Origin of the sequence: Streptomyces sp. NPDC056161 (genome assembly GCF_042268025.1) — a bacterium.
Classification (GTDB): Bacteria; Actinomycetota; Actinomycetes; order Streptomycetales; family Streptomycetaceae; genus Streptomyces.
Genome location: NZ_JBHJUV010000017.1, coordinates 23883 through 42510, shown reverse-complemented (window position 1 = coordinate 42510; position 18628 = coordinate 23883). Strand labels below are relative to the sequence as shown.

Here is an 18628-nt window from a genome sequence, read left to right as displayed (position 1 = left end):
GCTGCCACCACGGGCGATCCTCTCTTCCCGTCCGCTCCCTGTGCACGGCATCGAGAGCCTCACGGGCAGCTGCCCGAACCTGGCCGGCTTCCTTCGTCACGAACGGCACCGACTGGGATCTCACGTCTTGCGGGCGCCGTGCGTCTACCGGTCAGGAGAAGGGAGACGTGGATGAGCACGCGACACCTCGTGATCGAGACCCGCCTCGGACCGGTCACGCTCGTCGCCAAGGGCGAGACCATCACCGGCCTGTACTTCGGGCGCCACGCCCGCCGGCCCCCGCAGGAGACGCTCGGCCCCGAGGTGACCGGCTCGGCGGACTCGCTGCTGGACGAGGCGGCGCGGCAGCTGGGCGACTACCTGGCGGGGCGGCGCAGGTGGTTCGAGCTCCCGCTCGCCGCCGAGGGCGACTCGTTCCAGCGCGCCGTCTGGGACATCGTGAAGAGCGTCCAGTGCGGTGACACGACCCCTTACGGCGATATCGCCGAGCGGGCCGGGGACCGCCGCCTCGCGCAACCGGTCGGACAGGCCGCGGGCGCGAACCCGCTGTGCGTCCTCGTGCCGTGCCACCGGGCCGTCGGCGCCGACGGTTCCCGCACCGGATACGCGGGCGGGCTGATGCACCAGAGGGCGCTGCCGGAGCGCGAAAAGCCCTCCGCGGTCAGCGCCGGACGGTTGCTTTGATGGGAAAACACGCGTTTGTCACCACAGGCACGTCTTCAATGGGATGGACATGAAACAGCCGTTCGAGAACGTGGTCGCGCAACACGGTGCCACCGTGCTGCGCGTCTGCCGGGTCGTCCTCGGCCCGCACGACGCGGACGACGCGTGGTCGGAGACCTTTCTCTCCGCCATGCGCGCCTATCCCGACCTGCCGGAGACGGCGAACGTGGAGGCGTGGCTCGTGACGATCGCACACCGCAAGGCGATCGACGTGCTGCGCGCGGCGAAGAGGAGCCCACTGCCGGTCGAGGAGGTACCGGAGACACCGACGGGCCAGGGCATCCCGGACACCGGGGATTCCGATCTGTGGACCGCGGTGAAGGGGCTCCCGGTCAAACAGCGCCAGGCCGTCGCCTACCGCTATGTGGCGGGCCTGGCATACGCCGAGATCGCGGAGATCCTCGGCGGATCCGTCGAGGCGGCCCGCCGGGCCGCTGCGGACGGGGTCAAGAATCTCAGGAAGAAGTATCCGGGCGCGATCACGGAGGGAGCATCATCATGAACGTCATTCACGTCGACAGCATCATGCGCCATGATGGCGACGATCACGATAACTGCGACGACGGCATGACCGCCCTGCTGTCGACGCCCGTGGACGCCGGCACGCTCGGCCGGCTTCACCGCCGGCTGGAGCAGGCGGCCGAGGGCGCCGGACTCGTGGACGTCGCCTACACCACCGTCGACTCACCGGTCGGCAGGCTGCTGCTCGCCGCCACCCCGAAGGGCCTGGTCCGCGTGGCATACGCCGGCGAGGACCACGACCGGGTTCTGGAAGTCCTCGGCCAGAAACTCAGCCCGCGCATCCTGCGCGCACCCCGGCGGCTGGACGCAGCGGCGCGCGAGATCGACGAGTACTTCGCCCGGCGCCGGCAGGGCTTCGACCTGCCGCTGGACCTGTCCTTGTCGCGCGGATTCCGGCGCCTCGTGCAGACACATCTGCCCGAGATCGGGTACGGCCAGACCCGCAGCTACCGCGACATGGCCGAGCTCGTCGGCAACCCCAAGGCCGTCCGGGCGGTGGGCACCGCCTGTGCGACCAACCCGCTCCCGATCGTCGTCCCGTGCCACCGCGTACTGCGCACCGACGGCACGCTCGGCGGTTACGTCGGCGGACTCGAAGCCAAGACCACGCTGCTGAACCTGGAGGCCGCAGCATGAACACCGAGAAGGCGCCCAGGACGAAGACGGACCGGTGGTCCAGCCGCGTCGAGTCCGGCGACTGGGAGGCGATCACCACCGAGGTCGACGAGTACGGCGGCGCGCTGCTGCCGCAACTGCTGACCCCGGAGGAAACCGTCGAGATCAGGGAGCTGTACGGGCAGGACGGCCTGTTCCGCAGCACCGTCGACATGGGCCGGCACCGATTCGGCGAGGGCCGGTACCGGTACTTCAACGCGCCGTACCCGGAACCGGTCGAGGCGCTCAAGCAGGCGCTGTACCCGCGGCTGCTTCCCATCGCCCGCGACTGGTGGACCAAGCTCGGCCGGCCCGCACCGTGGCCGGACTCGCTCGACGAGTGGCTCCGGATGTGCCACGACGCCGGCCAGACGAAGTCCTCGGCGATCCTGCTCCACTACGGCGAGAAGGACTGGAACGCCCTGCATCGCGACCTGTACGGCGACCTCGTGTTCCCGTTGCAGGTCGTGATCAACCTCAACGAGCCCGGAGTGGACCACACGGGCGGTGAGTTCCTGCTGCTGGAACAGCGCCCGCGCGCCCAGTCCCGGGGCACCGCCACGCTGCTGCCGCACGGCCACGGATACGTCTTCACCACCCGCGACCGACCCGTCGCGTCCGCCCGTGGATGGTCCGCCGCGCCGGTCCGGCACGGCGTGTCCGCCATCCGGTCCGGCGAACGCCACACCCTCGCCCTCGTCTTCCACGACGCCGCATGAGCGCCGCGACGAGGACGTACACCCTGGTGGGGGCCGACGGCCGTTCCTACCGGTCCGCGGTCAAGGGGCGGTGGGGCGGCCACCGCGGCTCGAAGATCTACGGACGTCTCGACTGTCCCTCCGCGCTGCGCGTCATCGCCCGCGGCGGCTACGTGAAGCACCGGGTCTTCTTCGCCGACGAGGCCACCGCGGTCGCCGCCGGGTTCCGTCCCTGCGGAGCCTGCTGCAAGGATCGCTACCAGGATTGGAAGAACGCCCGGGAGAACAGCTGACGTTGGAATCCCTGACCAGCCCCCCGCTGGAGGCGCCGGCGCGTCGGGACGCGGACCTGGCGGCCACGGACGCCGAGGTCGCGACCGTCATCGGCATCGCCCGCGACCGCCCGCCGTGCCCGCACTCTCGTGATCGGCTCCGGCCGCACCCCGCACCCCGCACCCCGCACCCCGCACCCCGCACCCCGCACGCCCTTGCCACCTCACGTCTGATCGCGTCGGCCTGGGATCGCGCCGGAGGCCGGGGGGCCAGGCGTTCCCGGGCGGAGGATCTCCGACGGGGTGCGGCCGGCGAGGGTTCGCGCCGTGCGGGTGAGGTGTGCCTGGTCGGCGAAGCCCGCGAAAGCGGCCGCTGCGGCCGCGGACTCGGCCGGTAGTTCGGTCAGGGCGGTGCGCAGCCTGGCCCACAGGCGTAGCCGCGGGAGCGGGATCCCCACCCAGTCGCGGACGAGGGTGCGCAATCGCGGCTGGGAGAGCCCGACCTGGGCGGCGACCGCGCCGATCGTGGCGGTGGATCCGGGGCGGGTGATCTCCCGCACCGCGTGGGCGACCCTGGCATCGAGCGGGGCGCCCGCTTTGGCGAGGGCCGTGAGCTCGGCACGGGCCGCGTCCAGGTCGGCGCCGGGGCCGGGATGGTCGAGGGCCGCGAGTACGCGGTGGGTCGCGTGCTCGTCCAGGCCAGTCGGGTCGGTGCCGAGCGCCAGCTCCCATGGGTCCAGGAAGAGGGCGACGTAGGCCGACGACACGGCGCAGGTGTGTGCCAGCTGCGGCGGCACGATCACGCCGACCGCGGCGACGGTGCGGTTACCGCCGTAGCCGACCTCGACACCGCCGCCGAGCGCGAGCACGATCTTCCACGCCGGGTGCCGGTGGGGGCGTACCCGAAAAGCGCCGGACTCGGCGAACATCGTCGCCGCCGGGCCGGACGCGAAGTGGAGGCGACGATCGTTTCGTTCAAGCGTCCACGCCTGACTCGGCGGCACCGTCATGGCATGCATTCTATTGCGGCCGTCGCCCTGGCGGTCTTCCTGGTTGTCAACGGCGTCGCGCACTTCGTGCGCCCGGACCACGTCCGCCGGCTGGTCCCTTCCTGGCTGGGTCGCGCACGACTGCTCGTCGCCGTGGGCGGGGTTGCGCTGATCGCCGACAGTGTTCTCCTCCTCGCGCCGCGGAGCCGAGCGGCGGGCGGGTGGATCGCCGCGGCGATGATCTCGGTCTTCGTTGTCGCGCACCTCGACGGGCTGGCGCGGGCCGTGGCCGAGCGGCCGCGCCGTGCTCGCGGGCTGGCCGGCGCAACCGTCAAGGTGCTTCTCAACTTCGCCTACATCGGCTGGGCCGTCGCTGTTGCGACGACGGCTTGAGCCTGGTCGCCGAGGACGGTCCGCGTGATCACCGGCCTCAACAGTCGTCAGGCGGGTCAGGGCGGCGAACGCGGGCTGGTAGGGGGCCTAGGGGCCGGGCCGGCGCGAGGGTGGGCAGGGCGGCCGGGGGCCGCGGTCAATCCCGTGATCCGGTCGCGGCCCCGCTGTCACGGGTGGTGAGTTCGGTCACGAGCCGCAGCAGCCGCCCGAGACGGCCGGTTCCCTCGTGTCCACCTCGGCCGGGCCGACGCAGCAGGTGCTGTTCGGCTGCCTGGCCAGGGTGCCGACGACGCTGTTCAGCGGCCGCCGGAGGCAGTCGGGGCGCCGATGCCGATCCGGAGGGTGGCCGGGGCGGCGCAGCAGCCGCCGTCCGCGCTGCCCTGGACGGCGTCGGGGTCGTCGAACAGGCCCGCTCCTCCGCATACGCCGGTCTCGGGCAGGGTGAGTTCGACGCGGTCGGCGGCCTCGTTGTCGCCGGCGATCGCGGCGACCACGGAGCGGACCTGCTCGTGGCCGGTCATGGCCAAGAACGTCGGGGCGCGGCCGTAGGACTTCATGCCGACCACGTAGACGCCCCGTTCGGGGTGGGCCAGTTCACGGTGGCCGTGCGGGTAGACGGTGCCGCAGGAGTGCTGGTTGGGGTCGATCAGCGGGGCGAGCCCGACCGGGGCCTGGAGCCGCTCGTCCAGGTTCAGGCGAACCTCGGACAGGAAGGACAGGTCGGGGCGGAAGCCGGTCAGCACGATCACCTCGTCCACCGGCTGAAGCCGCCGTCCGTCCTCGCCCACCAGCACCGGGCGCCCGTCGCCGTCGCGTTCGATCGCCTCGGTGCGGAAGCCCGTGACCGCGTCGGCGTAGCCGCCGTCGACGGCTGCCTTCGCGGTGAGTCCGAGGACGCCACGGGCGGGCAACTGGTCGGCTTCGCCGCCGCCGAAGGTGGAGCCGGAGATGCCCCGGCGCAGGATCCAGACCGCCTTCGAGCCGGCGCCGTCCTGCGTCCCGGCGAGGTCGGCGAGGTGGGCGAGCGCGGTGAACGCGGAGGCGCCAGAACCGATCACGGCAGTGCGCTTGCCCGCGTACCGGGCGCGGACGGCCGGGTCCTTGAAGTCGGGGACGCGGTAGGTGATGCGGTCGGCGGCGGCCTTCTCGCCGAGCGCGGGCAGGCCGCTGCCGCCGGCCGGGGACGGGGTTCTCCAGGTGCCGGAGGCGTCGATGACCGCGCGGGCGAAGATGCGCTCCTCGCGGCCGTCGGCGTAGGCGACGTGCACGACGAAGGGCTGGGCTTCGCGGTCGGCATCCACGATCCGGTCGCGGCCGGCCCGGGAGACACCGGTGACCGTGGCGCCCAGGCGTACGCGGTCGCCGAGGACATCGGCGAGCGGTTGCAGGTACTGCTCCGCCCAGTCGCCGCCCGAGGGGTATGCCGCCGGGTCGGGGCGTGTCCAGTCGGTGGGGGCGAGGAGCTTTTCGGCGGCCGGGTCGACCACTTCGCCCCAGGTGGAGAACAGACGCACGTGCGACCAGGCGCGCACCGTGGCGCCGGCGGCCGTGCCGGCCTCCAGGACCAGCGGGGTGATGCCTCGGCCGGTCAGGTGGGCGGCGGCGGCCAGACCGATGGGGCCGGCTCCGATCACGACGACGGGCAGGTCGGTGGTGGCGGGTGCGGTCACGGCGACTCCTTGCTTGTTTCGACATCTGTCGATGGCTTGCGCGGCCAGCATGGCATCTGTTTCGATAAGCGTCAACATAGACATGTATCGAAACTAGAAGGGGTTCCCCGGTGCCGACCCGGGCTGCTGCCCGCCCCGCGACGAGGTCGTCGCCTACCTCACCGCCTACGCCGACCGACTGGCCGCCGGCATCCGCACCGGCCGGCACGTCGTGCGCCGGCCCGGCTCAGCCCGGTGAGTTCACGGCGCAGCGCACGCTCGGCCGTGACCTGCACTTCTGCTGGGGTGCAGCGGCCCGGACGTCGCGCCGCCGGGCGCGCTGGTGCGCACGTCTTCGACGCGGCCGGTCATCGATGACGGCCGCCATCGCGCCGTACTCGCCGCACCTGGTTCGACATGTGTCAACATAGATGCATGTCGAATGCCGAGGTGCTTCCGCTGCTTGAGTCCGCCGCAGGCCAGGGCGTGGTGCCGTGCTGCCCGCCGCTGACCGAGCGCCCGATGACCGCCGAGGAGGCCGAGAGGGCGGCGCGGATGTTCAAGGCGCTCGGCGACCCGGTCCGGCTCCGGCTGTTTTCCGCCGTCGCCTCCCACGAGGGCGGCGAGGCGTGCGTGTGCGACATCTCCGACGTCGGCGTCTCCCAGCCGACCGTCTCCCACCACCTGAAGAAGCTGAAGGAGGCGGGCCTGCTGACCTCCGAGCGGCGCGGCACCTGGGTGTACTACCGGGTCGAGCCGTCGGTGCTCGCCGCGATGGGCAAGCTGCTGGCCATGCCGGCTGCGGCCTGACGCCCGGACGGACGGGGGAATGCGGTGAGCGCGCGTCGAGAGCGCTGCTCGTGCCGCCGGCGGCGGAGCACGCCGAGCAGGCGGCCGGGATCCGGACCATCCTGGCCGGGATCCTCCCCGAGAACGCCGCCGGACTCACCCTGCGCCAACGCGACGGCTTCCGCATCATCGGTACCGGCGAGCGGATCGGCCGCCACCACGGCGTCCGGCGCGACGCCGTTCTCGTCGAACGCCGTCAGTCGCCGTAGCCGAGCGGAGGCGGGCGCGGCTCATTGGCCGCGCGGGTACCTCTACGCGCCTGAGCTGCTGCCGCCGCCGACCACCATCACATCCACGTGCCGCGTCATGAACCCAGCCGTGCGGCCGTGAACTTCGGCCGCCAGGCAAGGGAGACGTAGACCAGCGCGACGAGCACGGGCACCTCGATGAGCGGGCCGACGACGCCGGACAGGGCCTGGCCGGAGGTGACGCCGAAGGTGGCGATGGCGACCGCGATCGCCAGCTCGAAGTTGTTGCCCGCGGCGGTGAACGCGAGCGTCGCGGTGCGGTCGTAGGCGAGACCGATGACCTTGCCGAGGGCGAAGGTACCGAACCACATCACCGCGAAGTACACCAGCAGCGGCAGCGCAATCCGCGCAACGTCCAGTGGCCGGGACGTGATGGTCTTCCCCTGCAAGGCGAAGAGGATGACGATCGTGAACAGCAGCCCGTACAGCGCCCACGGGCCGATCTTCGGCAGGAAGCCCGTCTCGTACTTCTCGCGGCCGAGTTTCTTCTCGCCGATGCGGCGAGTCAGGAACCCGGCCAGCAGCGGGACGCCGAGGAAGACGACCACGTTCAGCGCGATCTTCCACATCGAGACGGCCAGGTGCTCGCCGTCGCCCAGGCCGAGCCAGCCCGGCAGCAGATGGAGGTAGAACCAGCCCAGCAGGCCGAAGGCGAGGACCTGGAAGACCGAGTTCAGTGCGACGAGGACGGCAGCCGCCTCGCGGTCGCCGCAGGCGAGGTCGTTCCAGATGATCACCATGGCGATGCAACGAGCCAGGCCGACGATGATCAGGCCGGTGCGGTACTCGGGCAGGTCCGGCAGGAAGATCCACGCCAGCGTGAACATCACCGCTGGGCCGACGAGCCAGTTGATCACCAGCGAGGAGAGCATCAGTTTCCGGTCGCCGGTGACCGCGTCGAGCTTGTCGTAGCGGACCTTCGCCAGAACCGGATACATCATGATCAGCAGGCCGATCGCGATCGGCAGGGAGATCCCGCCGATCTCCACCTTCGCCAGCGCGTCGTTCAGTCCGGGGACGGCCCGTCCGAGACCGAGGCCGACGGCCATGGCGAGGAGGATCCACACGGCGAGATACCGGTCGAGCGTGGAGAGCTTGGCGACGACGGATGCTTCCTGCGCCGTCGCGGGCGCTTCGGTGCGGGTCACGGGCAGGCTCTCTTGTTGTCGGCGGCTGTACGGGCCTGTTCGGCCAGGTCGGCGAAGTGCCCGGCGAGCGATGCGATGACGTCCACGCGGAGCTTGTAGTAGGTGAAGCGCCCGCACGGCTCGGTCTCGACGACCCCGGCCTCGCGCAGGACCTTCAGGTGGTTGGAGAGGTTCGTCTGCTTGGCGCCGGTCTCCTCCACCAGGTGGGTGGTGCACAGCGTCTCGCGGGCGAGCAGGGTCACGATCCGGAGCCTGAGCGGGTCGGCCAGCACCCGGATCAGATCAGTGTCGACTGACGTCATCATGGACTGATAGTGTCACATCACCCGGTGCTGATACCAGCCGGGGCTGACCTATGGCCCGCCGAAAGGGTCTTCCATGTCCGCCGCTCCCACCCCTGCGCCGCTCGACGAGCGCCTGGCCGCCGACGCAGCCCGGCTCGCCACCCGGCACGCCGACCACGTCCCGGCCGAGACCGTGGCGCGCCGCGGACATCGTCATCACGACGGGCTGCGGCGACGCCTGCCCCGTCGTGCCCGGCCGCCGCTGTCCGGACTGGCCCGTAGCCGATCCCGACGAGTCCCGATCGCAGTCGTCCGTCGGATCCGGGACGACATCGACAGCCGCATCACCGACCTGCCCGCCGGCCTGCCGAGCATCTGAACCGCCGGCGCACCACCCGCCACTCACCTTGTGAAGGAAGAACGCATGTCCTCCGCTCCGCTTGCCTCCGTGCTGTTCGTCTGCGTCCACAACGCCGGCCGCTCACAGATGGCCGCCGGATTCCTCGACCACCTCGCGGGCGACCGGATCGAGGTCCGCTCCGCCGGTTCCATCCCGGGCGACCAGGTCAACCCGGCCGCCGTCGAGGCCATGGCCGAGGTCGGCGTCGACATCTCCGACGCCATGCCGAAGATCCTCACCACCGAGGCCGTCCAGGCGTCCGACTACGTGATCACCATGGGCTGCGGCGACGCCTGCCCGATCTTCCCCGGCAAGAAGTACCTCGACTGGACCCTGGAAGACCCCGCGGGCAAGGGCGTCGAGGCCGTCCGCCCCATCCGCGACGAGATCAGGACCCGCATCGAGGCCCTCATCGCCGAGATCGACGCCACACAGGAGGCGTGATGGCCGTGACGCACCCCGACGACGCGCGCGAGTCATCGTCGTAGGCTTCGGGCCCGCCGGGTACACCGCAGTCCTCTACACCGCCCGCGCCGCATGCGCAGCAGGATCCCCGAGTCGAACGGGGCGCTCACCGGCCGCTCCCGCCGGCACCGCGCCTTCCTGACCCGTCTCCGCCTTGCCCCAGGCGGCAGCCGCTTCACCCCGGCGCGAACCCGAACGGGCCGCACGCCGCCGCGCTCACACCGAGCCGTGTCCCGGCTCGACGAACTCGGCTACCGCGTCACCCTCGACCGGCCGTCCCCTCAGCCGCTCGAACCGCGTACCACGAGTTCGGGTTCGAGTACGACATCGCCGTCGCCGCGGTCCAGGAGGGCGAGGGAGGCATCGACCATGCGCTCGGCGGTCGAGCCGAGGGTGGTGAGCCCCGGCGCGGCCGTTTCGGAGATGTACGTGCCGTCGAAGCTCGTGATCGCATAGTCTGCGGGCACGCGTTTACCGGCGTGCTGAAGCGCCGTCAGCAGGCCGAGCGCAACGATATCGGCGGTGCAGATGACCGCATCCGTGTCGCCGGGCTCCGCGAGCAGGAGCTTCGCCGCGTCGATGCCACTCGCCACCGTGAAGCTCGGCATTTCCAGAACCCGGTCGTCCGGCCCGGCGAGCGCGCGGAACGCCGCCGTGCGCTCGATGCTCGACGACGAGTCCTCCTGGGCGGCGACCATCAGGATGCTGCGGCGGCCCCGCGCCCGCAGGTGGTCCACGAGCAGGCGCACTCCCGCCGCATTGTCGAGCCGCACCGACGGCGCCTCGACGCCCCACGCGCGACGGTCCACCTGCACGACACGATGGGAACGCGCGAGCTCCGCGATGGCCGCGCCGCTCCGCTTGAACGCCGCAGGCGTCACCAGCACCGCATCCACCAGCGCGCGATCCATGGCGCCGAGCTGACGCTGCTCGATCTCGGGATTCTCGTCCGTGTCGATCGTCACCAGCCGCTTGCCCTGAAGATCGAGGTGCCGCGCATACGCCGACACCAGCTCTGCGAAGTATGCGTTCGCAATCGCCGGAACGACGAGCGCCAATGAATTCGTGGACTGAACCCGCAGGGCTCGCGCCGCCGCGTTCACCCTGTAGCCCAGTTCGTCGCAGGCTTTCCGTACCCGTAGCGCCAGCTCCGGATCGACATTGCGCTGAACACCGGACAGGACGCGGCTCGCCGTCGGCACCGACACCCCCGCGCGTAATGCCACGTCCTTCAGGCCGATGCGTACGCCCATCCTGATCCCCTCCGGTTCCGGCTGCCGGATGGTAGCAGTGTGGTCGCGGCGAGCTGTTGACCAGGAAGAGGCCGGCATGCTTGGGTTCGGAAATGCTTTTCCCATCGGCAGCGGTACCGCGTGACCGCCTGCGGCAGGACTCGTCGGGCGGTGGCAGATCGCTCGTCGTCGGCTCCGTACATCTCGACCTGGGCCACACCGTGCCGCACGGGCGATTCCAGGCGGGCGGAGGCAGGGGCGCGAACCGGGCGCCCGCCGCCCGTCGTCCCGGCGCCGACGTCACCGTGCTTGCCCCCGTGGGCCGCGACGCCGAGCACGCCCTCGCCGGCGCCGACGTCGACCTCGGTGCGGTGATCCGTCACGAAGGCGTTGCGATCGTAAATCACGGTGCCGGTCATGGGCCCCGACGACAACTGCACCGACGTCGACGTGGGAGCCGACGACCTGCCGGAGCCCGAGCACGTCCGCGTGCTCGCCGCGGACATCCCGCGGCGTGCTCGCCTCCTTCCTCGCCGGCGGGGCAGCGGCTGCGCCCCGTCACCGTACGCGCGCCTGGCGCGGCCCCGATCGCCGTCACCGCGCGCGGCGCACGCGGAGCCGAGCTGAACACGGACGCAGTCGACGCGATCTTTCAACGCGAAGCGGCCGGCTGACCCGGCTTCCCTGAACTTGTCCACCCCCAGCCCCGCCACACATTGAAAGGCAACACGTCCATGAGCAGTGCGGCTCAGCAAGGGCGCAGAGGCACCACCGTCGAGTCGAACGGCGTCAACCCCGTTCCCGGTGCCGAACGGCGCGGGAAGCCGGGCGGCCTGTTCGCCGTCTGGTTCGCCTGGAACATCTCGATCCTCGGCATCAGCTACGGCATCTTCGTCTTCGGCCTCGGCCTGAACGTCTGGCAGACGATCGTCGCTGGGACCATCGGCTACCTGGCCTCGTCCGCGCTCGTCGGCATCCTCGCCGTCGGCGGGCCCCGCACAGGACTGCCGACCCTCACCCAGACGCGTTTCGCCTTCGGCACCAAGGGCAACAGGATCCCCGCGTTCTTCGCGTACCTGTCCAACATGGGCTGGAAGGTGACCATCATCACCCTGGCCTCGACCACCGGCGCGAATCTGTTCGCGAAACTGTGGCCGTCGGTGTTCGCCAACGCGGACCGGTCGAGCGCGACGTTCACCATCGTGCTGTGGTTCGTGCTCGTGCTCGCCGTGACGATGGCGGTGTCCGTCCTCGGCCACGAGTTCATCATGAAGGTCGAGGTCTGGATCTCGTGGGTGACCGGCATCATGACGGTCGCGTTCCTCGGATTCGTGGTGTCTCAGATCCAGTGGGCTCACCTCGGTGACGCCCCCGCGGGCGGACCACTCGTGTTCGTCGGCGGCATCGTGATGGCGATGACCCTGGTCGGCCTCGGCTTCCTCAACTACGGCGGCGATTTCGCCCGCTACCTCCCGCGTGACACCCCGGCGCGCGGAGTGGTCGGATGGACGGTCGCCGGGCTCAGCCTGCCCGTCGTTGTCCTTCTCGTCGTCGGCGCGCTCCTCGTCGGCGGGGACCCGAAGCTCGGCGGCGCCACCGCGTCCGACCCGATCGGCGCGCTCACCGGGCTCCTACCGATGTGGTTCTTCGTTCCGTTCTCCATCGTGATCGTCATCTCGCTCGTCTCGGCCGCCATCACCGGCATGTACAGCTCCGGCCTGGCGCTCATGGCGGTCGGCGTGCCGCTGCGCCGCTCCGTGACGACCGCATTCAACGCGGTCATCATTGCGGCGGGCGCCTTCTACCTGCTGTTCGTCTCCACCTCGTTCCTTGCGACGTTCCAGTCGTTCCTGTCGCTCATCGCCGTGATGATGGGCACGATGGGTGGCGTCCAGCTCGTCGACTTCATTCGGCAGCGCCGCGCGGGCTGGAACACCGACATGGCAAATCCCCGCGGCCACGGTGGCCGCGACGGGCGCTGGACAGCGATTCTGAGCCTGCTCGTCGGAACCGTCGTCGGCCTCGGCCTCGTGACGAGCGCCGACCCGAACTTTGGGAAGATCACCGGATTCCTCCTCACCGAGGGCGGCCGAACCGGTGTGTTCGGGTCGAGCGGGCTCGGCATCGTCATCGCCATGGTGCTCGGCGCCGCGCTCTACGCGATCCTCACGTTCGGACTCCGGCTGGATCCGGAGCCTGACTACTCGCTCGTGACCGCGGCAGACACCACGCGCGGGGAGGGCAGGCTTGAGAGGCCGACACCCGACGTCGCGGACCTGCCGGCGGCCGACTCCACCGAACGCTGACCGTACTGGTGGCGGCGCGACCGCGCAGGTATCGCCGCCACTTGAGGAGCTGACACCCTTGTCCGCACATGAGACCGCGCTGGAGCGATTCCGGAACCCGGACCCGTGGCATGCGCCTGCCGCCTACTGGTTCTGGCATCGGCTGCCCGACAAGGACACGATCCGCGCCCAGGTGCGGCAGATGCACGACGCCGGGATCCGGAGCTTCCAGGTGCAGGCGCGGCTGTCCTACCCGATCGAGGGCTACCTGAACGACGACTACCTCGCCGCGTGCCGGGTCGCCGTCGAGACGGCCGCCGGGCTCGGAATGATCGTCGGCATCTACGACGACTACAACTGGCAGACCGGTCACGCCGCAGGCCGCGCCGTGACCGGTCACGACGAACTGCGCGAACGCCACCTCTTCTGGGTGCGGATTCCCGCAGGCGCGAGCGACGGCGCGGTCAGCGGGATCCGCTCGGCGACGGAGAACCTCGGCCCGGCCGCGATGGACTGGCACTACGAAGGCGGCGTCGTCGCCTGGGCCGACTGGCGGGCCGAGTACGTGCTCGTCGTGGCACGGGGTCAGGACACGGCCGCACGGGGTCAGGACACGGCCGCCGAGCGGCCCGAGCTCGTCGACCGCGTGGACGGCGCGGCCGACAGATGCCGCATCCGCCTTGCCGAGCCGGTGCCCGACGGCGCGGAGGCGATCGTGTTCGTCTCCGCCCGCTGCGCGACTTCCCGGCTCGTGAATCCCGTCGATCCGGCCGCCGTCGATCGCTTCGTCGAGGCCGGCTACCAGCCCTTCGCCGACGTACTGGGCGACTTCTTCGGCAACACCGTCGCCTACATGTTCTTCGACCAGCCGCACGCGGTGTACTACGACTGGGCGGAGCGCACAGGCGACCTGCGTTCGGCGATGCCGTTCCACGAGAGCCTGGCAGTCTCGATCCGGGAGCGCTGGCGAGAACGGACTCCCCAGGTGCTCGCCGCCCTGCTCGACGGGGACGACCCGGAGAGGCTGGGCCTTCGCGCCCAGTTCTACGAGCACTTCAGCGGCTACGCGATGGAGACGTTCCTCGGCAGGCTGCGCACGTGGAGCCACGCCCACGGCCTGCGCCAGTCCGGCCATGAAGTCCTCGGGCACGTCGGCGGCTGGACTCTCGACAGCTCGTTCGCGAACTGGGACCTGCGCGTGAACTTCGGGCTCGACCATTTCGGCGTGGACGGCTACCGCGACCTCACCGCGGTGGATGCGCAGGACGCTCTGGTGCAGCTCAGTCCCGTGTTCGGCGACTCGGTCGCCCGCCACCACGGCCGCAGCGGGACGATGGTCGAGCAGTACTTCCTCACCCCGCCCGAAGGCGGGACACCGTGGTCCGGCCACTGGGGACTGGACCTTCAGGAACTGCGCACAACGGCGATCAACCACCATCTGCAGGGCATGCGGCAGATGATCTTCCACGGCTTCTACCAGACCCACGGCCACGGAGACGATCACGAGTCGCTGCGGAATCCGCGCTTCGACTTCCCCCCGGGCATCAATTTCGAACCGTGGTTCGCCGATCACCACCTGCGGTTCGCGCTGGAGAGCGCGCGGCTGAGCGAATTCCTTGAGCCGGTGTCACCGCAGAGCGACGTGGCGGTCCTGTACCCGTTGCGCACGGTGTGGACAGCGGGTCAGCTCGGCGAGCAGGCGTCGGCGATCGGCGCGTGGGCGCGCGCGCTCACCGAATCCCGGGTGGGCTTCCACCTCGTGGACGAGCGCGATCTTGAGGCCGCCACCGTGGAGGCGGGTGTGGCGTGCTTCGGGGACCGCCGGTACCGGGCGCTCGTGCTTCCCGCCGTGACCACGCTGCGCTCGGCCGCATCGCTGCGCCGACTGCGCCGCCTGGCCGAATCGGGAGTACGAGTGCTCGCGAGCGGCGCGACACCCGCTGTCTACCAGGAGGGCCCGCAGACCGCCGCCGAGGACTGGGCATGCCTGGCCCCGGCCGTGGAGGTGTTCGGCACGGTCCCCGAGCAGTCAGTCCTGCGCGGGCTCGTCGCGCAGCGCGGGCAGACCGAGCCGACACTGCGCGTGCCCGCGGGCTCGGCGGTGCGCTGGCGCGGCGGCCCGGACGAGGCCGACGGCTTCCGCTTCGTGTGCTTCGCCGAGGCCGAGGGGACCGCGGAGCTCCTGCTGCCCGACGGGCCCTGGCAGGTCGAGGAGTGGATGGCCGCCGACGGCACCGTGCGCACCCTCGCGACGGCCGAAGGCCCGGTCGTACTGCGGCTGGCACAGAACGAGTTGCGCCTGGTGCGTGTGCACAGGGGCGCAGAGCCCGCCTCCGGGTGGGCGGACGCCACGGAGGGTCCTGAGGTCGCGGCCGGTCACCGCACGCCGGAATGGTCGGTGCCGGAGGTACTTGAGTCCGGCTGGCAGCTTGAGATCGCCGAAGACGCGTACGAGGAGGCGGCCACCCGCCGAGACATCGCGGTGACGTGCGGGTGGGAGCGCCAGGGCCTTCCGACGTTCGCGGGCACCGCAGACTACGTGCGGCAGATCCGGTTCGACGCGCCGGTCCCTCTGGAGCTCGTGCTCCCGGCCGTCGCCGGAGCTGTGCTCGTGTCCGTGAACGGCGTGCGCGTGGGGGAGCGCGGCTGGGCGCCCTACCGCATCACGATCCCCGCCGACGCCCTACGGCCCGGCGGGAACGAGCTCCGCATCCAGGTCGCGCCGTCGGCGGCCAACCGCTACTACGCCGGGACCGGGCTTCGCGCCGAGGCCGAACCATGTGGTCTGATCGCGCCGCCGCTGCTGCGCCACGCGCTCGCGACGGACCTCGGTGCGGCCCCGGACGGTCCTGACTCCGGCCCCCACTCGTCCTCGATCACGGAAGGCTGACTTACCCGCGGCGCGGTGGTCGGTGGCGGTCATCAGGTGGCGGCGGGGTGCCCCGGGGATGATCGCCGACGTCGCCGCCGCGAGCCGGGCCTTCGCCTGTCTCCCGTGAGACTCGACCGCGCCGCCGGAACGGACCCCAGCAGTACGCGCGAAAAACAACGGAGCAGCCCCTGACCGGGCCTCTTGCTGTGGAATACGACATGTTCTAGGCGCGCCTGCGGATGCGGCGGCCGAGCACGACGATCAGCCACAGTAGAACCAAGCCGCCGACGGGCGAAGATCCATGGGTGGCTGCCGCTCCTGCCAGCCGCCTTCGCCGGCGCGGCGCCCGGGGAGCGCACCTCCGTCACCATGTGTAACGACTGGTGGCAGTCCGTGATCATATCCAGCGCATGAAGGGTGTGGCCCGTTCGCGGCGAGTGTTCCACAGGGCCGCGGCGATCAGGTCGGCCATCAACAAACAAATCCTTGACTGCTCAAGCTTCTGATATGCTTGAGCAGTCAAGGAGGTGGCAATGAGTGATGCGCTGGACGCGTCGCTGCGTCTCGTGAGGGCCCAGACGGCCCTGGTGAAGCGGTTCGACGCGAGTCTCGGAGGGCTGCACGGGGTGAGCCTGGCCGACTTCACGACGCTGCTGCGTCTGGGCCAGGCGCCCGGCGGTCGGATGCGCCGGGTGGACCTGGCCGAGGCGCTGGGTCTGACTGCCTCCGGGGTGACCCGGGGGCTGGCGCCACTGGAACGGATCGGGCTGGTGACGCGTGAGACGGACGCCCGTGACGGCCGGGTGGCCTACGCGGCACTGACCGACACCGGCCGTGCACGCCTGGCGGACATGCTCGCCACAGCCGAGCAGATCGCCGCCGAGATCTTCACCGCGCCCCCGTGGAGCAAGGAGGACATCGGCCAGATGTCCGCGCTGCTGACGCGCCTGGGCGGCACCGGCCTACCCGGCCACACCCTCACTCCATAACCCCCCGGCACGCCTCCCGACGGATGCCTCATCCGCACCTTGGAGCAACCACATGAATCCAACCCCGACTCCAGCCCCCGTACCGCCCCTCGCCGCGGCCGCCACCACGGCCCACGCCCCGACAGCCATCCGCACGGAGGGTCTGCGCAAGGTCTATCCACGCGCGCAGGGCGACCTCGTCGCCGTCGACGGCCTGGACCTGACGGTCCACCAGGGCGAGTTCTTCGGCCTGCTCGGCACCAACGGCGCCGGCAAATCCACCAGCATCGGCATGCTCACCACCCTGGTCGCGCCCAGCGCCGGACAGGCGTGGGTCGCCGGGCACGAGGTGAGTGCCGACCCCGTCGGTGTGAAGTCCCGCATCGGTGTGGTCTCCCAGGCCAACACCCTGGACCGCGCGCTCACCGTCGCGGACAACCTCGCCTTCCGCGGCCGCTACTTCGGCATGCCCGCCCCGGCAGCCCGCCGCCGCGCACTCGAACTGCTGGAGCAGTTCGGCCTCGCCGACAAGGCCGGCGCCAAAACCCACCAGCTCTCCGGCGGCCAGGCCCGCCGGGTCATGATCGGCCGGGCCCTGATGCACCTGCCGGAGGTGCTCTTCCTCGACGAACCCACCGCAGGCGTCGACCCGCAGGCGCGCGAGGACCTCTGGCGGATCATCGCAAGCCTGCATGAGACCGGCCAGACCGTGGTGCTGACCACCCATTACCTCGACGAGGCCGAGGCCCTGTGCCAGCGCTTGGCCGTCATCGACCACGGGACCCTGCTCGCCTGCGACACCCCCGGGGCGATCAAGGCGTCCAGTGGAGCGCAGACGGTCATCACCGTCCACTACGACGGCGATGCCACCCCGGCCACCGATGCCCTGCACAGCATCCCCGGCGGCCCCCACGACGTGGCCGTCGACGGCAAGACCGTACGGGTCCGCACCACGCGACCCGACGGCGTCCTGGGCCACCTGCTGCGAGCCGGCGGCGCGGCCGGCCTCGTCGTCCGCGACGCCACCACCGCACCTCCCAGCCTACAGACCGCCTTCCTCACTCTGACCGGACGTGACTACACGCCATGACCACCGCGAACCTTCTCGCCACCACCTCCCGCCCGCGCTCCTCCCGCCGGGCCGCCTGGCACGCCTACCGTGCGCTGACCAGCCGCGACCTCCACGTCCTGGGCCGCAACCTGCCCGCACTGCTCATCCAGGTCGGCCTCCAGCCGCTGCTGTTCACCTTCGCCTTCGCCTACGTCATGCCCAGCATCGGCAGCGGACTGGGCGGCGCGACCTCGTTCTCCACGATCCTTCTGCCCGGCCTGATCGCCAGCACCCTCACCCTGCAGAGCATCATGTCCGTCACCGGGCCCCTGGCCGCCGAACTCGGCCCCGGCCGCGAGATATCCGACCGAGCCCTGGCGCCCCTGCCCGTCTGGGCCCTGGGTCTGCAGAAGATCACCTCCTCCGCAGTCTTCGGCCTCGTCTCGACCCTCGTCGTCTTCCCGATCGTCCGGCTCGTCCACGCCCCCGGCAACGCGCCCCGAACTCACATCGACAACTGGCCCCTGCTGCTGACCACACTGGTACTCAGCGCGCTGCTCGCCTCCGCACTCGGGCTGCTGCTCGGCACCGCCATCGACGCCTCCGCCTTCGGGCCGCTGCTCGGCCTGCTCCTGGCCGCCGCCACCATGCTGGGCTGCGTCTACTACCCGTGGACCGCTCTGCACCCGATCCGCTGGGTCCAGGTCCTGACCCTGGCCAACCCCCTCGTCTACATGAGCGAGGGCCTGCGCGCCAACCTCACGCCCTCGACCGGCCACATGCCCACCTGGGCGTACCTCACCGCTCTCACCGTCGGCACCGCCGCTTTGGGCTACCTCGCCCTGCGCCGCTTCGCCCGGCGAGTGCAGACCTGACCACGCGCCTGCCGCAGCAGTTACCGGATCCACCGTGGCGGAGCCCCCTGC

General features: G+C 71.0%; 21 protein-coding genes and 1 pseudogene. 16 read left to right on the top strand and 6 right to left on the bottom strand.

From position 1 onward, the window contains the following. Positions 1 to 171: 171 nt before the first annotated feature. From ACFC09_RS17745 to ACFC09_RS17725, 5 genes are read left to right on the top strand one after another with little or no spacing between them, the layout of a single operon-like run. Positions 172 to 684: a methylated-DNA--[protein]-cysteine S-methyltransferase gene (locus ACFC09_RS17745; RefSeq protein ID WP_376528890.1), complete on the top strand. Its 513-nt coding sequence runs from the start codon at positions 172 to 174 to the stop codon at positions 682 to 684. A gap of 49 nt (positions 685 to 733) precedes the next feature. Next, positions 734 to 1225, top strand: a complete 492-nt coding sequence (locus ACFC09_RS17740) for an RNA polymerase sigma factor (protein WP_376528887.1) — start codon at positions 734 to 736, stop codon at positions 1223 to 1225. After that, a complete protein-coding gene (locus ACFC09_RS17735; RefSeq protein ID WP_376528884.1) occupies positions 1222 to 1881 on the top strand; it encodes a methylated-DNA--[protein]-cysteine S-methyltransferase in 660 nt (219 codons plus the stop codon). The genes ACFC09_RS17740 and ACFC09_RS17735 overlap by 4 nt, the downstream gene beginning before the upstream one ends. Continuing rightward, positions 1878 to 2618 carry a 2OG-Fe(II) oxygenase gene (locus ACFC09_RS17730; protein WP_376528882.1) on the top strand — a complete coding sequence of 247 codons (741 nt, stop codon included), beginning with the start codon at positions 1878 to 1880 and terminating at the stop codon, positions 2616 to 2618. Before ACFC09_RS17735 ends, ACFC09_RS17730 begins: the two co-directional genes overlap by 4 nt. After that, positions 2615 to 2890, top strand: a complete 276-nt coding sequence (locus ACFC09_RS17725; RefSeq protein WP_376528879.1) for an Ada metal-binding domain-containing protein — start codon at positions 2615 to 2617, stop codon at positions 2888 to 2890. Before ACFC09_RS17730 ends, ACFC09_RS17725 begins: the two co-directional genes overlap by 4 nt. A 203-nt stretch (positions 2891 to 3093) precedes the next feature. Here ACFC09_RS17725 and ACFC09_RS17720 read toward each other — a convergent pair whose 3' ends face one another. Further along, entirely contained in the window at positions 3094 to 3879 is a 786-nt protein-coding gene (locus ACFC09_RS17720) for a helix-turn-helix domain-containing protein (RefSeq protein WP_376528876.1), read from the bottom strand. Between the two features lie 3 nt (positions 3880 to 3882). Between ACFC09_RS17720 and ACFC09_RS17715 the strand changes: the two genes are divergently transcribed. Then, positions 3883 to 4251: a hypothetical protein gene (locus ACFC09_RS17715; RefSeq protein ID WP_376528874.1), complete on the top strand. Its 369-nt coding sequence runs from the start codon at positions 3883 to 3885 to the stop codon at positions 4249 to 4251. A gap of 296 nt (positions 4252 to 4547) precedes the next feature. Here ACFC09_RS17715 and ACFC09_RS17710 read toward each other — a convergent pair whose 3' ends face one another. Next, on the bottom strand, positions 4548 to 5921 hold the full coding sequence (locus ACFC09_RS17710; RefSeq protein WP_376528871.1) for an NAD(P)-binding domain-containing protein: 1374 nt from the start codon (positions 5919 to 5921) through the stop codon (positions 4548 to 4550). A 414-nt stretch (positions 5922 to 6335) separates the two neighbouring features. Between ACFC09_RS17710 and ACFC09_RS17705 the strand changes: the two genes are divergently transcribed. Together ACFC09_RS17705 and ACFC09_RS17700 are read left to right on the top strand one after the other, a co-directional pair. Beyond that, positions 6336 to 6710 carry an ArsR/SmtB family transcription factor gene (locus tag ACFC09_RS17705; RefSeq protein ID WP_376528868.1) on the top strand — a complete coding sequence of 125 codons (375 nt, stop codon included), beginning with the start codon at positions 6336 to 6338 and terminating at the stop codon, positions 6708 to 6710. A gap of 77 nt (positions 6711 to 6787) precedes the next feature. Next, positions 6788 to 6958 (top strand): annotated as a pseudogene (locus tag ACFC09_RS17700) (GNAT family N-acetyltransferase); the annotation flags it as partial. Between the two features lie 95 nt (positions 6959 to 7053). Here the strand turns inward: ACFC09_RS17700 and arsB are convergent. Together arsB and ACFC09_RS17690 are read right to left on the bottom strand one after the other, a co-directional pair. Continuing rightward, positions 7054 to 8145 carry an ACR3 family arsenite efflux transporter gene (gene arsB, locus ACFC09_RS17695; protein ID WP_376528866.1) on the bottom strand — a complete coding sequence of 364 codons (1092 nt, stop codon included), beginning with the start codon at positions 8143 to 8145 and terminating at the stop codon, positions 7054 to 7056. Next, positions 8142 to 8450 carry an ArsR/SmtB family transcription factor gene (locus tag ACFC09_RS17690; RefSeq protein WP_376528863.1) on the bottom strand — a complete coding sequence of 103 codons (309 nt, stop codon included), beginning with the start codon at positions 8448 to 8450 and terminating at the stop codon, positions 8142 to 8144. The genes arsB and ACFC09_RS17690 overlap by 4 nt, the downstream gene beginning before the upstream one ends. A gap of 73 nt (positions 8451 to 8523) precedes the next feature. Here ACFC09_RS17690 and ACFC09_RS17685 point away from each other — a divergent pair, with 73 nt between their 5' ends. Then, entirely contained in the window at positions 8524 to 8808 is a 285-nt protein-coding gene (locus tag ACFC09_RS17685; RefSeq protein WP_376528861.1) for a hypothetical protein, read from the top strand. A gap of 45 nt (positions 8809 to 8853) precedes the next feature. Next, positions 8854 to 9273, top strand: a complete 420-nt coding sequence (locus tag ACFC09_RS17680) for an arsenate reductase ArsC (protein ID WP_376528859.1) — start codon at positions 8854 to 8856, stop codon at positions 9271 to 9273. A 302-nt stretch (positions 9274 to 9575) separates the two neighbouring features. Here ACFC09_RS17680 and ACFC09_RS17675 read toward each other — a convergent pair whose 3' ends face one another. Together ACFC09_RS17675 and ACFC09_RS17670 are read right to left on the bottom strand one after the other, a co-directional pair. Continuing rightward, positions 9576 to 10547 (bottom strand): LacI family DNA-binding transcriptional regulator, encoded by a 972-nt coding sequence (locus tag ACFC09_RS17675; RefSeq protein WP_376528857.1) that lies wholly within the window; start codon positions 10545 to 10547, stop codon positions 9576 to 9578. Beyond that, positions 10526 to 10945 (bottom strand): hypothetical protein, encoded by a 420-nt coding sequence (locus tag ACFC09_RS17670; RefSeq protein ID WP_376528855.1) that lies wholly within the window; start codon positions 10943 to 10945, stop codon positions 10526 to 10528. The genes ACFC09_RS17675 and ACFC09_RS17670 overlap by 22 nt, the downstream gene beginning before the upstream one ends. On the opposite strand from ACFC09_RS17670, the gene ACFC09_RS17665 reads away from it, so the two are divergent. From ACFC09_RS17665 to ACFC09_RS17640, 6 genes are all read left to right on the top strand, one after another. Then, positions 10944 to 11153 (top strand): hypothetical protein, encoded by a 210-nt coding sequence (locus ACFC09_RS17665; protein WP_376528852.1) that lies wholly within the window; start codon positions 10944 to 10946, stop codon positions 11151 to 11153. The two genes, ACFC09_RS17670 and ACFC09_RS17665, sit on opposite strands and share 2 nt — an antisense overlap. A 107-nt stretch (positions 11154 to 11260) precedes the next feature. Next, positions 11261 to 12832, top strand: coding sequence for a purine-cytosine permease family protein (locus ACFC09_RS17660; RefSeq protein ID WP_376528850.1), 1572 nt, complete (start codon positions 11261 to 11263; stop codon positions 12830 to 12832). Positions 12833 to 12890: 58 nt separating this feature from the next. After that, complete coding sequence (locus tag ACFC09_RS17655; RefSeq protein WP_376528847.1) at positions 12891 to 15701, top strand: hypothetical protein; 2811 nt, start codon at positions 12891 to 12893, stop codon at positions 15699 to 15701. Positions 15702 to 16216: 515 nt separating this feature from the next. Then, entirely contained in the window at positions 16217 to 16672 is a 456-nt protein-coding gene (locus ACFC09_RS17650) for a MarR family winged helix-turn-helix transcriptional regulator (protein WP_376528845.1), read from the top strand. Between the two features lie 52 nt (positions 16673 to 16724). Continuing rightward, on the top strand, positions 16725 to 17741 hold the full coding sequence (locus ACFC09_RS17645; protein ID WP_376528843.1) for an ABC transporter ATP-binding protein: 1017 nt from the start codon (positions 16725 to 16727) through the stop codon (positions 17739 to 17741). Then, positions 17738 to 18577, top strand: coding sequence for an ABC transporter permease (locus tag ACFC09_RS17640; RefSeq protein WP_376528840.1), 840 nt, complete (start codon positions 17738 to 17740; stop codon positions 18575 to 18577). The genes ACFC09_RS17645 and ACFC09_RS17640 overlap by 4 nt, the downstream gene beginning before the upstream one ends. Positions 18578 to 18628 lie beyond the last annotated feature (51 nt).